Here is a 15,581-nt window from a genome sequence, read left to right as displayed (position 1 = left end):
AGCAGATCAAAAATTTTATAGCTTGTAGTCATTATTTATATTTATTTTGCTATATGAATTAATTTTCTTCACTAACCGCTATACTTTCTCTTTTCTAAAGAGAGAAAGTAAGAAGATTGCGCCGGCACAAACGACCACGGAAGGCCCGGCCGGCGTATCTTTCCAAGCGGAGAACAGTAATCCTCCCGTAATGGAAAAAATACTGAATATAATCGCATATCCGACCATCGCTTCCGGCGTTTTGGCAAAACGACGAGCAATTGCCGAAGGAATAATTAATAAGGAAGTGATAATCAATGCACCGACAAATTTCATACTTAATGCGATGGTTAATGCGGTAAGCAACATCAACAACAGACGTAAGCGCACCACATTCAATCCTTCGATTTGCGCTAATTCGGGGCTAATCGTAATGGAAAGTAGTTTTTTCCAAAAATAGCCTAATACACCGGCGATAAATAAAGTACCGGCCCCGATAAATACTACGTCGTTAAAGTCAATTGCCAGCAAATCGCCGAATAGATACGACATCAGATCAACACGGACATTATCCAGCAAGCTAATGGTAATTACCCCTAACGATAAACTGCAATGTGCAATAATCCCTAATACCGTATCCAAGGAATAAGCGGTTTTATGTTCCAGCCATACAAGTAGCATTGCCAAAATCAGCGTCATCACAATTACCGCTATATAAGGATCAATCTGTAAAAAAATACCGAGCGCAACGCCAAGTAAGGCGGAATGAGAAAGCGTATCGCCGAAATATGCCATTTTTCGCCATACGACAAAAGCACCGAGCGGTGCCGTTATAAATGCCAGTAACAAACCGGCTAACCAAGCGGGGAATAGAATCTCAAACATTTCTCTCTCTATCTTTTTATTTTTCAATGCAGTACAAGCGGTCGGATTTCTCTAAAATTTTGCAAAAAAAGTTTAAAATATTACCGCTTGTAACGTTGTTGTAAGCTGGCTTGATCCTGTGCTTTAAGCCACTGCAATTTTTCCTTAATTTGCTTTTCCATTCCCCGTTCCGTCGGGTGGTAAAATACGGTATCTTTTAATTCCGGCGGGAAATAGTTTTCGCCGGCGGCATAAGCGTTCGGTTCGTGGTGCGCATAACGATATTCTTCACCGTAACCTAACGATTTCATCAACTTAGTCGGTGCATTACGCAAATGTTCCGGCACATCGTAATCTTTGCCCTCTTTCGCAAAACGTTTCGCTTCATTGAAAGCGTTATAAACCGCATTACTTTTTGGCGCAACCGCTAAATAAATCACCGCTTGCGCAATCGCTCTTTCACCTTCGTAAGCCCCGACTCGGGTATAGCAATCCCAAGCGTTAATCGCAACTTGCATCGCTCTAGGGTCAGCATTGCCAATATCTTCCGAAGCGATTGCCAGTAATCGGCGCGCAACATACAAAGGATCACCGCCTGCGGTTAAAATTCTCGCATACCAATACAACGCGCCGTCCGGTGATGAGCCCCGTACCGACTTATGCAATGCTGAAATCAAATCATAATAACGATCACCGCCTTTATCAAATCGAGCTTGTCGCTCTCCCAATACTTCGGCTAACAATGCTTTATTCAGGCGTTTTCCTTGAGGGGAAATCTCTGCCATATCCGACATCAGTTCTAAGCAATTTAAAGCGAATCTCGCATCCCCATTTACGTAATCGGCGAGTAATTCAATCACATTATCTTCAATGCAATAGCTTTCATTGCCTAATCCTCGTTCTTTATCGTAGAGGGCATTTGTTAAAACTTGCACAATTTCGACCGCTTGCAATGGCTTCAAAATATAAATTTTTGCACGAGAAAGTAAGGCGTTATTTAATTCAAAGGATGGATTTTCTGTCGTTGCACCAATAAAAATAATGGTGCCGTCTTCAATATGCGGCAGAAAAGCATCTTGTTGGCTTTTATTAAAACGGTGTACTTCATCGACAAAAAGTAATGTTCGTCTGCCGGTTTGTCGATTGAGCTTAGCCCGCTCTATCGCTTCTCTGATTTCTTTCACACCGCTGGTAACCGCAGAAAGGCGTTCCACTTCCGCATCAAAATGATGCGCGATAATTTCCGCTAATGTCGTTTTACCGGTACCGGGAGGCCCCCAGAAGATCATGGAATGGGAATGTCCCGCTTCTATCGCGCGGCGTAGCGGTTTACCTTCTCCGATAAGATGAGCTTGCCCGATATACTCCGCCAGTGTGCGTGGACGCATTCTGGCGGGCAGCGGTCTAAAATCTTCTGAAAAATCAAAGGACAAACTACTCATAGCCATACCTCACTAACGTAATCTGAGCTGACGGCGAATTTGGCGCATCAGTAAGAAGATCCATGGCCATAAAATCCCACTGATTATCGCACCTAAAATTTCTTGAGTATTAAATTCGGCGCTATGTAATACCAATTCAACAAAGAAGATCATAAAACGGATAAGTATCACATAAAGCATCACCAAAATCGCCTGTAACCAAAGCGATAAGTTACGTAAAATAAGATGATGTTTCGCCACAAAATAAATCGCAATAGATAATACTAATGCATGAATGCCTAAAATAGAACCTAAAATCAGATCCCAAACGATACCGGCAACAAATGCCGTTCCGACACTAATTTTATTAGGTAAGGCCAACGCCCAATAGATAAGTACCAGTACGAGCCAACTTGGGCGTAAACCTTGCAACCCGACCGGCCATGGCATAATTTCCAATACAAAAGCAATAATAAAAATTAAAAGTAATACTAAAATCTGAAACAATGGATTCGTACGCATTACTCGGCTCCTTGCTCTGTATGATTATTTTCTTCGTTATCCAATTCAAACTGGCTTTCCGGATTGATACTCTCATCCGAACCGTCTAATAATTCTTCCTTGCTTTCCTCTTTCACTTCTTCTTTTTTCTTCTCTTTTAAGCGTTCTAACGGATTTAAGCTGTTACGTCTTTCTTCCACCACATCACGTACTTGTTGCGGCGATAAACTTTGCGCTTTACGTAATTCTTCGCCGGTAGGCCATAATAAGAGTAAATATCTTAAGCGATCAAAAGATGCGAGAGGACGAGCGACAATACGAGCAAATTGGCTTTGCGTATCATTAGTTACCGCTTCCACAATCGCAACCGGATAGCCTTCGGGGAATCTGCCGCCTAAACCTGAGGTAACTAACACATCACCTTTGATTACATCAACCGAACGAGGTAAATTATCAATAAAAAGCTCGTCGTTATGTCCCGTACCGTTCGCAATACCGCGAACATCATTACGCAATACTTGCACCGGTACGGCGTGAGTCACATCCGTAATTAATAATACTCGACTACTTTTCTCACCAACGGAAATAACCTGACCTACCACACCTTTTTCATCAATAATCGGCTGACCGACAAAGGCACCGTCACTTTTTCCTCGGTTAATAATCACTTGTTGGCGATAAGCGTCCATCTCGGCGGTTAAGACTTCGCCGATCTTTTTATATTCGTCTTGGCGTAACGGCGAACTCAGTAGTAAACGTAATCGCTGGTTTTCTACTTTAAGTTGATCCAATAACAAAAGATCCGCGTTTTTTTCTCGCAACTGTTCTTTTAAAACATGATTTTCCATCTGCAACTTATTGTTATCAATAAAGTTGTTACTCACTCCATCTAATACGGAACGCGGCGTATTTGCAAAATAATATAGACCGCTTATTGCAGTTTCCAGCATATTACGGAATTGAATGATCGCGCTGCTTCTACCGTCAAAAGCAATAAGCACGATAGAAATGACGATAGCAAGAAATAGACGTACGCCTAATGACGGGGCTTTAGCAAAAATCGGTTTCATTGTTCACTATTTTGAGAAGTAAATGAGTGAGAGATGGAGATTGATAATAAACAATGGATAATGGACATTCGAATGCCATTATCCATCGTAAATATTCATATCAATAAATAGTCGGCTTATTCATCGCTACTAAAGACATCACCGCCGTGCATATCGATCATATCCAATGCTTTACCGCCCCCGCGAGCAACGCAAGTTAAAGGCTCATCGGCAATAATGACCGTTACACCCGTTGCTTCGGAAAGCAGAACATCGATATTCTTCAATAACGCACCGCCGCCGGTTAATACCATTCCGCGCTCGAAAATATCCGCAGCAAGCTCCGGCGGGCATTGTTCTAATACGGATTTTACCGCTTCTACAATACCGTTTAACGGTTGCTCGATTGCTTCCAATACGTGGGTTGAATTTAATTCGAATGTTCGCGGCGCACCTTCGGCAAGGTTATGACCGTGTACTTCCATTTTACGCACTTCGTCTTCATCACGAATAATCGCCATCGCAATTTCTTTTTTAATACGCTCTGCCGTCGCTTCACCGATTGCAGAACCGAAATGGCGACGTACATAAGCGACAATCGCTTCGTCTAATTTATCGCCGCCGATACGAACGGATGTCGAATAAACGATACCGTTTAATGAAAGTACCGCCACTTCCGTCGTACCGCCGCCGATATCGATGACCATGGAACCGGTCGCTTCATGTACCGGTAAACCCGCACCGATCGCAGCCGCCATCGGTTCTTCAATTAAATACACTTCACGAGCACCGGCTCCGATTGCCGATTCTTTAATCGCACGACGTTCCACTTGCGTTGCACCTGCCGGCACACACACCAATACGCGTGGGCTAGGACGCATAAAGTTATTACTATGCACTTGTTTAATAAAGTGTTGTAACATTTTTTCCGTAACAAAGAAATCAGCAATTACACCGTCTTTCATCGGACGAATCGCAGTAATACTTTTTGGCGTACGACCAAGCATTAATTTAGCATCCGAACCTACCGCCGCAATACTTTTTAAAGAACCGATACGATCTTGGCGTACTGCAACTACTGAGGGTTCATCTAAAACGATACCCTGACCTTTTACATAAACTAATGTGTTTGCCGTACCAAGATCGATAGAAAGATCGTTCGAAAACAATCCTAGAAATTTTTTAAACATATAGAGGAATCCATTGAATTTGGGAATTGCGATAATAAAAAAGATTGCTCGCAATGGAGCAAAAAATTATGCGTAAATATAACAAAAAAACTGACTACACTTCAATGAATAATTTAGACAAAAGAAAATTACTTGCATTTAAACAAAAAACGCCACTCTTTTGGAGTGGCGTATGCAATAAGCGACTAACTTAATTAGCCTTTGTAGTTATAAACGTGAGCGACTAAATCTAATACTTTGTTTGAGTAACCGGTTTCGTTATCGTACCAAGATACTAATTTAACGAAAGTATCCGTTAATGCGATACCTGCTTTCGCATCAAATACAGAAGTTTCAACCGCACCGTTGAAGTCTGTAGAAACGACTGCATCTTCCGTATAACCTAACACACCTTTCATTTCTTCTTGTGAAGCGCGTTTAACTTCCGCACAGATTTCTTCGTATGTAGCAGGTTTTTCTAAGTTCACTGTTAAATCAACTACAGAAACGTTTGCTGTCGGAACACGGAAAGCCATACCGGTTAATTTACCGTTTAATGCAGGTAATACTTTACCTACCGCTTTCGCCGCACCTGTTGATGAAGGAATGATGTTTTGTGAAGCACCACGACCACCGCGCCAGTCTTTCGCTGATGGACCATCTACAGTTTTTTGTGTCGCAGTTGTTGCGTGAACTGTAGTCATTAAACCTTCTTTAATACCGAATTTATTGTGGATGACTTTAGCTAACGGTGCTAAGCAGTTAGTTGTACAAGAAGCGTTAGAAACGATATCTTGGCCTGCGTATGCATCGAAGTTTACACCATTAACGAACATAGGTGTTGCATCTTTAGACGGACCGGTTAAAACAACTTTTTTCGCACCTGCAGTAATGTGTTTACGTGCTGTTGCGTCGTCTAAGAATAAACCGGTTGCTTCAACTGCGATATCAACACCGATTTCATTCCATTTTAAGTTAGCAGGATCACGCTCGGAAGTTACGCGAATCGCTTTACCATTAACTACTAATTGACCGTCTTTAACTTCCACTGTACCATTGAAACGACCGTGAGTTGAATCGTATTTTAACATGTAAGCCATGTAATCAACGTCGATTAAGTCGTTGATACCTACAACTTCGATATCATCACGAAGTTGCGCTGCACGGAACACGATACGACCGATACGACCGAAGCCGTTAATACCAATTTTAATAGCCATAGATTTTTTCACCTATATTTAAAGTTAAACAAAATTCGTTCTTCCATACTCTGAAAGTGCAAGGATTATAGCACATACTCTAATATGCCTTTCAACTAAAAGAACGCAATCCAATATAACAGATAAATTTTTTGTGATCTATGTCAAAATTTCAAAATTTGTAACGCTAAAGAGGTAAAAAAACGGTAGAATTGGAGAATAATTTCTATCTTAGGAGTGAAAATGATTAAAGATATTGACGAACTAACGGAAGAACAGGTTGAAATTCTGATTAATCATGGTACGGAAATGCCATATTCCGGCAAGTTTCTTAATGAAAATCGCATAGGAACCTACCGCTGCGCCCGTTGCCATAACGCCCTATTCCGTTCGGATACAAAATTTGATGCCGGCTGCGGCTGGCCTAGCTTCTACGAAGCAGTTTCAGACGACGCATTACGCTATTTGGACGACTATAGTTTAGGTCGCCACCGTACCGAAATTCGCTGCGGTAACTGCGATTCGCATATGGGGCACGTATTTAATGACGGCCCTCCGCCGACCGGTTTACGCTTCTGCCTGAATTCCATCGCACTCAACTTTAAATGGGATGAAACCGGTGAAGAAATTGACGGTTAATTAATTTTATAAATTAAATATCATTTTCTACATTAGGCATAAAGACAAGCGGTCGAAATTTGAAGAATTTTTGCAAATTATTTTCAAATTTCGACCGCTTGTTTATACGAAATAATTCACTAGTTACGATAAAATATTACTCGCAATAATATCGCCCATTTCACTGGTAGAAATCGGCGTGTTTTCATCCGCTAAATCACCGGTGCGATAACCGTCCGCTAATGCTTTTTGAATCGCCGCTTCAATCGCATCCGCCGCCTCATTTAAATTGAAGCTATAACGTAACATCATTGCCGCCGATAAGATTTGTGCGATTGGGTTCGCAATATTCTTACCTGCAATATCCGGTGCCGAACCGCCAGCCGGTTCATATAAACCGAAACCGTCTTCATTTAAACTCGCAGACGGCAACATCCCCATCGAACCGGTAATCATTGCCGCCTCATCCGAAATAATATCGCCGAAAATATTCGAACATAATAAGATATCAAAGGTTTCCGGCGCTTTGATTAATTGCATTGTCGCATTGTCAATATACATATGCTCAAGCGTGACTTCCGGATATTCTTTCGCAATTTCGCTGACCGTTTCACGCCATAAAATCGAGCTTTGTAATACGTTTGCTTTATCAATGGACGTTACTTTTTTATTACGTTTCATTGCAGATTCAAAAGCAACGCGTGCAATACGTTCAATCTCGTATTTGTAATACACTTCGGTATCAAACGCTTTGGTTTGCGAACCTTCGCCTTCACGTCCTTTCGGCTGACCGAAATAAATGCCGCCGGTTAATTCACGTACTACAACCATATCGAAGCCTTTCGCCGCAATATCCGCTCGTAAAGGACAGAATTTCTCTAAACCTTTATATAAAGTAGCGGGACGTAAGTTACAGAATAATTTGAAATGTTTACGTAACGGAAGTAATGAACCACGCTCCGGTTGTTCGTCCGGCGGTAAATTTACCCATTTAGGTCCGCCCACAGAACCAAACAGAATCGCATCGGCTTCTTCACAACCTTTTAAGGTATTTTCCGGCAATGCTTTCCCTTGTGCGTCAATTGCCGCACCGCCGATATTAAAATGATTAAAATTTAATTTAAAACCGAATTTTTGCTGTGTCGCTTCAAGCACTTTGATCGCCTGAGCCATAATTTCAGGGCCGATACCGTCCCCAGCTAAAACCGCAATGTTGTAAGTTTGCATATAATATCCTCTTATTGTTATGTAAAGATTTAAATATTCTACCTTAAAATTTCGGTTATTGGGTGGGAAATGATGAAATTTGATTTAGAATGCCGTGTGATGAGAGAGGTAATATGCAAACATCATTGTTAAAAATACTGTCATTGGCAATTTTGAGCCAAAATTTGACCGCTTGCGGCACGATTGTCAGCCTAACTGAGGGCGATTATTCCGTTTATGCCGGAGTGACTAAAGACTTTGAAACAATCCAAAACGGCGGAATCTTAAGTATTCCGGCAGTTGTCGATTTACCACTCAGTTTTGTATTGGATACCTTAATATTGCCGGTAACCTTAAGCCAATAAAAAATAAGGAATAGCTTAGAGAAGAATAAAATAGAAAAGTTAAGTTGGTCCCCCCTACCGGACTTGAACCAGTGACCAAGCGATTATGAGTCGCCTGCTCTAACCGACTGAGCTAAGGGGGGATAAAGAAATGAGGTTGGATTATAGGGAAATTTTGGGTGTTCGTCTAGCGTTAGGCAAACACCCGCATAAAAAACATACTAGCGAATAAATTACACTTTATTCCGTACGCCAAATAAGGCTTGCCATACGTCCTGTCCGTTTATCTCGTCGATAAGAGAAAAAATCTTCCCGTTCAGTCACGGTACAATGCTCTCCGCCGGAAATTTCGGTAATGCCAAGTTTACGTAATCGCTGCCGAGCAATTTGGTAAAGATTTCCTAAAAATTTACCGCTTGCTGTCGGGTCAACAACAAATGCCTGCTCCGCTTGCGGATCAAAGGCACAAAACTGTTCAATCACTTCTTTGCCGACTTGGAATTTAGTTGGACCGATTGCCGGCCCTAACCATGCACAAATATCCGTCGGCGAACAAGCAAATTCCGCTACCGTATTTTCTAATACACCATCGCACAAGCCTCGCCATCCGGCATGAGCCGCCGCGACTTCTTTTCCGTCTTTACTATAGAAAAGCACCGGCAAACAATCTGCCGTCATCACTAAGCAAACCTGATTCGGTTGATCGGTATAAACCGCATCCGCTTCCAAATTATCACCGTCATACGGTAGGCGAATCACACGAGTACTGTGTGTTTGCGTTAAAAATAGCGGAAAATGCGGCAAGCCGAACTGCTCTACCAATAACCGGCGATTTTGTTTCACATCCTTAGGATTATCAGCGACATGATCACCTAAATTAAAGCTATCAAAAGGGGGTTGGCTAACACCACCTGTTCTAACGGTAGTAAAAGCACGAATATGTTCCAGCGCATGCCAATTGGGCGTAATGTTTTTCATTGCAAAATTTTCTCTAAAAATGACCGCTTATTTGCGTACGGCAATCGCTTCAATCTCTAAACCGACATCTTTCGGTAAACGAGCGACTTCAACGCAAGAACGCGCCGGAAATGTCGGATGATTATTTTCACGGAAAAACGCTTCATATTCAGCATTAACGGTTGCGAAATCATTTAGGTCTTTGACAAAAACGGTTGTTTTAACAATATCCGCCACACTTAAACCGGCTTGTTCAACAATCGCTTTGACATTTTCTAATGATTGGCGCGCTTGTTGCGTAATATCAGTTGGAATCTCGCCCGTTTGCGGATTAACCGGAATTTGTCCTGATGTTAGAACCAAATTACCTAAATCAACCGCTTGTACGTATGGACCGATTGCCGCCGGTGCTTTTTCCGTATGAATAACTTTAGTCATAGTGAATTCCTTCTTTTAGTAATGAAAAATAGTGCGTTTAATGATAATATCTCCCACCTTTTATTTCTACCCCTAATCTCAAGAGAAATAGTATGAGCATTAACGTTACTGAAATCGTCCTGCACCAGATTCATCAAACCGAAGGCGAAACACCTGAGTTAAATACGGTACTTCGCGACAATCTACTTGCCATCAGTCCTGAAGTGGAGCAAATGATGTTACAACTTCACCAAGCTTACCAAAGTAAAGCGAAGGCTTACGGTATATTTAAAAATGAATCTATTTTTGCTCAGCAACTTAATCGCTTATTAGAACAGGAAACTGATTTTTTACCGTTCAGTCACAGTTGTGCGAAAATGCTTTCTAGCGAATTAGCCAAATATCCTTTTGCATCAGGCGGGACTTTTATTCTTTGTCGCTATAACTTTTTAGCAACGGATTATTTATTTATCGCATTGATTGATAGCCGTACTTCTATGCTGGTGGACGACCAATTAGAGATAAAACGTACCGAATATTTAGATATTACCCAGTATGATATTGCTTGCCGTATCAATTTGACCGAATTAAAAATCAATGCGCAATCAAACCGCTATCTCACCTTTATTAAAGGACGAGTCGGACGAAAAATTGCAGACTTCTTTATGGATTTTCTGAGTGCGGAAGAAGGTTTAAATCCTCAATTACAAAATCAGACGCTTTTACAAGCGGTGAGCGATTATTGCGATCAAGGCGAATTATCTGCACCGCAAACACGTGAAGTGAAAAAACAAGTATTTGAATACTGTAAAGGACAAATTAACAGCGGTGAGGAAATCGCACTAAGTGAATTATCTGAAGCGCTACCGACACTCAACGAAGTTGATTTTGCACAATTTACTCAAGAACAAGAATACGGACTTGAAGAAAATATTCCGCCGGTACGTAATGCGTTAAAAACCTTAACCAAATATTCCGGCTCGGGCAAAGGCGTAACCATTAGTTTTAATGCGGACTTACTCGGCGAACGTTTAATTTGGGATGAACTAAACGATACATTAACCATCAAAGGATTGCCGGCAAATTTGCGTGATCAGTTAGCACGCAATAAGTAATGGAAAATTTTTATTAGTTTGGGTATTATCTATCCAATCATTTTGAACAATTCAAAGGTCGATAAATATTATGAAAATGAAATCTCTGTTAGCTATCGCACTACTTGCGGTGGGGGTAACCTCTTGTTCTACCGTAAAAAAAGTCGTGTATCGTATTGATGTTCCGCAAGGCAATTACTTAGAACAAGAAAAGATTGACCAAGTTAAAGTCGGTATGGATAAAACGCAAGTACAATATTTGCTTGGTACGCCGATGCTAAAAGATACCTTTAATCAAGATCGTTGGAGTTATGTTTATATCAAACGCGAAGGCTATAATGATCCTATCCAACATACGCTTTTTGTTAATTTCGATAGTAAAGGTCTTGTAAGTAATATCACCTTAGACAAACCTATTACGAATGAAGCGCAATAATCATTGACAACTTCAAACGCCCACTTTATATAGTGGGCTTTCTTTTACCCATTACCTTTAATTAGTTTTTTTTATCATACAAAAAGTATGTATGATTTCAGCTTATCTAGATGAAAATTAACTAAATTTATGCCAATTTGACTATTAAACAACCAAATAATAAATTTTTATCATATATTTGATAAATTTTTTTAATTATTGCTTTTCAAATCCAAAATAGCTTGATAGACTCCTTGCCATGCTAAACACACTACTATTTGATAAATATTTTTCATTTTAAATATAAATACGCAGGAGTACTTTATGAGCGACTTAAACGCACTGTTCCAAAAAATCAAACAACGTGACCCTGACCAAGCGCCTTTCCACCAAGCGGTGGAAGAAGTTTTCGGTTCATTAGCACCATTTCTTACCAAAAATCCTAAATATACGCAACAAGGTATTTTAGAACGTATCGTTGAGCCGGAACGTGTAATTACTTTCCGTGTCACTTGGGTTGATGATAAAGGTCAAGTGCAAGTAAACCGCGGTTATCGTATTCAAATGAACTCTGCGATCGGTCCTTATAAAGGCGGTATTCGTTTCCATCCTTCCGTTGATTTAGGGGTTTTAAAATTCTTAGCGTTTGAACAAGTTTTCAAAAATGCATTAACTACATTACCGATGGGCGGTGGTAAAGGCGGTTCGGATTTCGATCCTAAAGGTAAATCTGATGCGGAAGTCATGCGTTTCTGCCAAGCATTTATGACGGAATTATCTCGCCATATCGGTGCGGATACCGACGTACCGGCGGGCGACATCGGTGTCGGCGGTCGTGAAATCGGTTATATGTACGGTCAATACAAAAAATTACGTAATGAATTTACCTCGGTCTTAACCGGTAAAAGTTTAACTTGGGGCGGTAGCTTAATTCGTCCGGAAGCAACCGGTTACGGTGCGGTTTACTTTGCCGACGCAATGTTAGCAACTCACGGTCAAGGCTTTGACGGCAAACGCGTCGTGATTTCAGGTTCCGGTAACGTAGCGCAATATGCGGCGGAAAAAGCGATTCAAAAAGGTGCGAAAGTCTTAACCGTATCCGATTCAAACGGTTATGTATTATTCCCAGATTCGGGTATGACCGAAAAACAATTAGCGGATTTATTAGTACTGAAAAACGAACGCCGTGAACGCTTATCCGTATATGCGAAAGAACAAGGCGTCCAATACTTTGAAGGTCAAAAACCATGGGGCGTTAAATGTGATATTGCGCTGCCGTGTGCGACACAAAATGAATTAGACGGCGAAGCGGCGAAAGAATTGGTTAAAAACGGCTGTTTCTGCGTGGCGGAAGGTGCGAATATGCCGACCACACTTGAAGGTGTTGAAGTGTTTATCGCAGCGAAAATTCTTTATGCTCCGGGTAAAGCGGCAAATGCCGGCGGTGTAGCGACTTCAGGTTTAGAAATGAGCCAAAACGCAATGCGCTTAGCTTGGACTCGTGAAGAAGTGGATCAACGTTTATTCAACATTATGACCGCCATTCACCAAAACTGCGTGGAAAACGGTACGGAAACGGACGGTTATGTGAACTATGTGAACGGTGCGAACATCGCAGGCTTCAAAAAAGTGGCTACCGCAATGTTAGAACAAGGTATCGTATAACAATTTTATATAATATAAACCCTCTTCGGAGGGTTTCTTTTTGCGCAAAATAAAAAGTTTATGCTATGCTGTGACAAACAGATATAGGAATAAATATGATGAGAAAAATTCTATTTACATTAGTTTGTGCAACATTAGCTCATACCGGTTTTGCAAATTCTGCGGAAAATTCGACCGCTTATACGGAGCAAGTTAAATATAAAATATCCGAAACGGATATAAAAATACTTATACGTCAGCTGAATAATATCGAACAATGTATATTTCCGGATCTTGCTAAGCCCGACTATCAAAAGATCTATGATAATTGGTCGGTTGCCGAAAATATGACGATGTTCTATTTTCAGCAAAATCTCTTAACAGAGCTGATCGGCGAACAAAATGCGCAATTTATTGAAAAAGATAAACTCTCACGCCAATATTTTGAACAAATGCACGAGAAATACAACCACCAAAAAGCCAGTGTAGATAAATCCCGCTGTGAAGATTTCAAACCGATATATGCGCAAATCAAACAGCGAATTGAATACTCTATACCGCAGGTGTATAAGTAAGATAAAAATATCATACAGAAAAGCCCTTGAATCCTCGCGGACTCAAGGGCTTGTTTTTATGCTTGAATTTAGTTTTCGTTATGAATTTCTAAATTGGTTGCTTGTTTTGCGGCTTTGGCTTTTGCTTTGTCATTACGAGCGTGTGCAATTGCGTCAAGGTAAGCTTTATCTACATCGCCGGTAATATATTCGCCGGTAAATACTGATGCGTCAAAATGTTGAATTGTTGGGTTTTCTGCCTGAACCGCTTTGTATAATGCTTCGAGATCTTGGAAAATCAGTTTATCTACACCAATCATTTCCGCCACTTCTTCTACTGAGCGATCATAAGCCACTAACTCTTCACAAGTCGGCATATCAATACCATATACGTTCGGGTAACGAATTTCCGGTGCGGCTGAAGCGAAGTAAACTTTCTTCGCACCGGCGGCACGCGCCATTTCAACGATCTGTTCGGATGTTGTTCCGCGAACGATAGAGTCATCGACTAATAACACGTTTTTGCCTTTAAACTCGCTGGCAATCGCATTTAATTTACGGCGTACCGAGCTTTTACGCTGCGCTTGCCCTGGCATAATAAAGGTACGAGCGACATAGCGGTTTTTCACAAAACCTTGGCGATAAGGTTTGTATAAAACGTTTGCGATGCGTACCGCAATATCGTTTGAGGTTTCAGGAATCGGAATCACTACATCAATTTCATCGACCATTCTGCCCCATTCGCGTTTAATTTTTTCGCCTAATAATTCCCCCATATGTACACGCGCACCATAAACGGATACGCCGTCAATCACGGAATCCGGACGAGCGAAATAAACGTACTCAAAAATACATGGGTTTAATTTCGGATTATCCGCACAAATTGCGGAATGTAATTCGCCGTCGAAGGTAATATAAACCGCTTCGCCCGGATTTACGTCACGGACAAATTCAAAACCGACAATATCTAAAGCAACGCTTTCGGAAGCAAACATATACTCCGTTTTGCCTTCTACAACACGTTTACCTAATACTAGCGGACGAATACCGAACGGATCACGGAATGCCACCATACCATGACCAATAATCATAGCGATACACGCATAAGCACCGCGAATCTCTTCGTTGGTTTTACGTACCGTTTCAAAAATATTTTCCGGCGTTAAATGTGATGTCGGATACTGATCCAAATAATGCGCAAAAATATTCAGTAACGATTCCGAATCCGAATTGGTATTCACGTGACGACGAGCTTCTTTGAATAAACGTTCTTTTAATTCGGCGTTATTAGTTAAGTTGCCGTTATGGACTAAGGTTAAACCGAAAGGCGAGTTTACATAGAAAGGTTGTGCTTCCGAAACACTTGATGAGCCGGCGGTCGGATAACGAACATGACCGATACCCGCATTACCTTGTAATCTGAGCATATGTTCTTGGCGAAATACATCGCTTACTAAGCCGTTAGCTTTACGTAGGCGGAAGCGGTTTTCATCGTCAATTGTGACGATACCTGCGGCATCTTGCCCGCGATGTTGAAGTAATGTTAAGCCATCATAAATCGCCTGATTAACCGGCGATCCCCCAATAATGCCGACAATGCCGCACATATAAAAAACCTCTCTATTTAGTCGAATTTAAAAAGCTGGAATTAGCTTGTAATTGTTCAAAAAACCATTTCACAATAAAGTCAAAATGCGGAATCAGTTGAGACTCTTTCCATAATTCCGTTTGACTCGCTGATGAGAAGGTATCTAAGAAGAATAAGATTGCCGCAACAATCAGAATACCGCGCAATGCGCCGAAAGCACCGCCTAATACACGATCGGTCGCAGATAACCCCGTCGTATCAATTAACTTGCTTAACAGTGCGGTAATAATGCCGCATACAATCAATGTAAGTATGAAAAGTACTGCGGCGGCAACACCGTTACGTAGATATTCCGAATTTTGAAGATATACCGAATTTACTTGTGTGAGATAGCTACTAAGGTAAGGATAAAAACCGCTTGCCACAAAAAACGCTACTACCCAACCGGCAAGTGAAAGCACTTCGCTAGTAAATCCTCGCCAAAGACTGACTAAGATGGAAAATGCAATTAATCCGATTACAATAATATCAACCATAAAAACCTCTAAAGGTTAAGAACCTA

17 protein-coding genes and 1 tRNA gene are annotated in these 15,581 nt (G+C 41.2%); 6 read left to right on the top strand and 12 right to left on the bottom strand.

Features of this window, described 5'->3' with window-relative positions:
• Window positions 1–78: 78 nt before the first annotated feature.
• The 6 genes from znuB to gap form a co-directional block, all read right to left on the bottom strand.
• Window positions 79–864: a zinc ABC transporter permease subunit ZnuB gene (znuB, locus tag DRF63_RS02350; protein WP_005596508.1), complete on the bottom strand. Its 786-nt coding sequence runs from the start codon at window positions 862–864 to the stop codon at window positions 79–81.
• A gap of 80 nt (window positions 865–944) precedes the next feature.
• Entirely contained in the window at window positions 945–2,285 is a 1,341-nt protein-coding gene (locus DRF63_RS02345) for a replication-associated recombination protein A (RefSeq protein ID WP_043991757.1), read from the bottom strand.
• 12 nt (window positions 2,286–2,297) lie between these two features.
• Window positions 2,298–2,786 carry a rod shape-determining protein MreD gene (mreD, locus tag DRF63_RS02340; RefSeq protein ID WP_005596506.1) on the bottom strand — a complete coding sequence of 163 codons (489 nt, stop codon included), beginning with the start codon at window positions 2,784–2,786 and terminating at the stop codon, window positions 2,298–2,300.
• Window positions 2,786–3,835: a rod shape-determining protein MreC gene (mreC, locus tag DRF63_RS02335; RefSeq protein WP_005596505.1), complete on the bottom strand. Its 1,050-nt coding sequence runs from the start codon at window positions 3,833–3,835 to the stop codon at window positions 2,786–2,788. Before mreC ends, mreD begins: the two co-directional genes overlap by 1 nt.
• 116 nt (window positions 3,836–3,951) lie before the next feature.
• A complete protein-coding gene (locus tag DRF63_RS02330; protein ID WP_005607179.1) occupies window positions 3,952–5,004 on the bottom strand; it encodes a rod shape-determining protein in 1,053 nt (350 codons plus the stop codon).
• A 194-nt stretch (window positions 5,005–5,198) separates the two neighbouring features.
• On the bottom strand, window positions 5,199–6,203 hold the full coding sequence (gap, locus tag DRF63_RS02325) for a type I glyceraldehyde-3-phosphate dehydrogenase (RefSeq protein ID WP_005619027.1): 1,005 nt from the start codon (window positions 6,201–6,203) through the stop codon (window positions 5,199–5,201).
• A 222-nt stretch (window positions 6,204–6,425) separates the two neighbouring features.
• Between gap and msrB the strand changes: the two genes are divergently transcribed.
• Complete coding sequence (gene msrB / locus DRF63_RS02320) at window positions 6,426–6,821, top strand: peptide-methionine (R)-S-oxide reductase MsrB (RefSeq protein WP_005619026.1); 396 nt, start codon at window positions 6,426–6,428, stop codon at window positions 6,819–6,821.
• 123 nt (window positions 6,822–6,944) lie between these two features.
• Here msrB and leuB read toward each other — a convergent pair whose 3' ends face one another.
• Window positions 6,945–8,027 (bottom strand): 3-isopropylmalate dehydrogenase, encoded by a 1,083-nt coding sequence (gene leuB / locus DRF63_RS02315; protein WP_005596499.1) that lies wholly within the window; start codon window positions 8,025–8,027, stop codon window positions 6,945–6,947.
• A gap of 113 nt (window positions 8,028–8,140) precedes the next feature.
• On the opposite strand from leuB, the gene DRF63_RS02310 reads away from it, so the two are divergent.
• Complete coding sequence (locus DRF63_RS02310) at window positions 8,141–8,371, top strand: YceK/YidQ family lipoprotein (protein WP_005613725.1); 231 nt, start codon at window positions 8,141–8,143, stop codon at window positions 8,369–8,371.
• 45 nt (window positions 8,372–8,416) lie between these two features.
• Here the strand turns inward: DRF63_RS02310 and DRF63_RS02305 are convergent.
• The 3 genes from DRF63_RS02305 to DRF63_RS02295 form a co-directional block, all read right to left on the bottom strand.
• A tRNA-Ile gene (locus DRF63_RS02305) sits at window positions 8,417–8,493 on the bottom strand.
• Window positions 8,494–8,590: 97 nt separating this feature from the next.
• Window positions 8,591–9,328: a peptidoglycan editing factor PgeF gene (pgeF, locus tag DRF63_RS02300; RefSeq protein WP_005596495.1), complete on the bottom strand. Its 738-nt coding sequence runs from the start codon at window positions 9,326–9,328 to the stop codon at window positions 8,591–8,593.
• Window positions 9,329–9,355: 27 nt separating this feature from the next.
• Window positions 9,356–9,745 (bottom strand): RidA family protein, encoded by a 390-nt coding sequence (locus tag DRF63_RS02295; RefSeq protein WP_005596493.1) that lies wholly within the window; start codon window positions 9,743–9,745, stop codon window positions 9,356–9,358.
• A 92-nt stretch (window positions 9,746–9,837) separates the two neighbouring features.
• Between DRF63_RS02295 and yejK the strand changes: the two genes are divergently transcribed.
• From yejK to DRF63_RS02275, 4 genes are all read left to right on the top strand, one after another.
• The gene (yejK, locus tag DRF63_RS02290; protein WP_005596490.1) at window positions 9,838–10,839 is read left to right on the top strand and encodes a nucleoid-associated protein YejK; all 1,002 of its coding nucleotides are present in this window, start codon (window positions 9,838–9,840) and stop codon (window positions 10,837–10,839) included.
• A gap of 70 nt (window positions 10,840–10,909) precedes the next feature.
• Entirely contained in the window at window positions 10,910–11,254 is a 345-nt protein-coding gene (gene bamE, locus DRF63_RS02285; RefSeq protein ID WP_005596488.1) for an outer membrane protein assembly factor BamE, read from the top strand.
• Between the two features lie 303 nt (window positions 11,255–11,557).
• The gene (gdhA, locus tag DRF63_RS02280; protein ID WP_005596486.1) at window positions 11,558–12,898 is read left to right on the top strand and encodes an NADP-specific glutamate dehydrogenase; all 1,341 of its coding nucleotides are present in this window, start codon (window positions 11,558–11,560) and stop codon (window positions 12,896–12,898) included.
• Window positions 12,899–12,993: 95 nt separating this feature from the next.
• Window positions 12,994–13,452: a DUF5358 family protein gene (locus DRF63_RS02275; protein WP_005596484.1), complete on the top strand. Its 459-nt coding sequence runs from the start codon at window positions 12,994–12,996 to the stop codon at window positions 13,450–13,452.
• Window positions 13,453–13,520: 68 nt separating this feature from the next.
• Here DRF63_RS02275 and purF read toward each other — a convergent pair whose 3' ends face one another.
• Complete coding sequence (gene purF, locus DRF63_RS02270; RefSeq protein WP_005596482.1) at window positions 13,521–15,038, bottom strand: amidophosphoribosyltransferase; 1,518 nt, start codon at window positions 15,036–15,038, stop codon at window positions 13,521–13,523.
• Between the two features lie 13 nt (window positions 15,039–15,051).
• A complete protein-coding gene (locus tag DRF63_RS02265) occupies window positions 15,052–15,555 on the bottom strand; it encodes a CvpA family protein (protein ID WP_005596480.1) in 504 nt (167 codons plus the stop codon).
• Between the last annotated feature and the right edge of the window lie 26 nt (window positions 15,556–15,581).

The organism is Actinobacillus pleuropneumoniae, from assembly GCF_003290385.1.
Classification (GTDB): Bacteria; Pseudomonadota; Gammaproteobacteria; order Enterobacterales; family Pasteurellaceae; genus Actinobacillus; species Actinobacillus lignieresii.
Note: the sequence above shows the minus strand (reverse complement) of the source record. Positions and strands in the feature narration are given on the sequence as shown.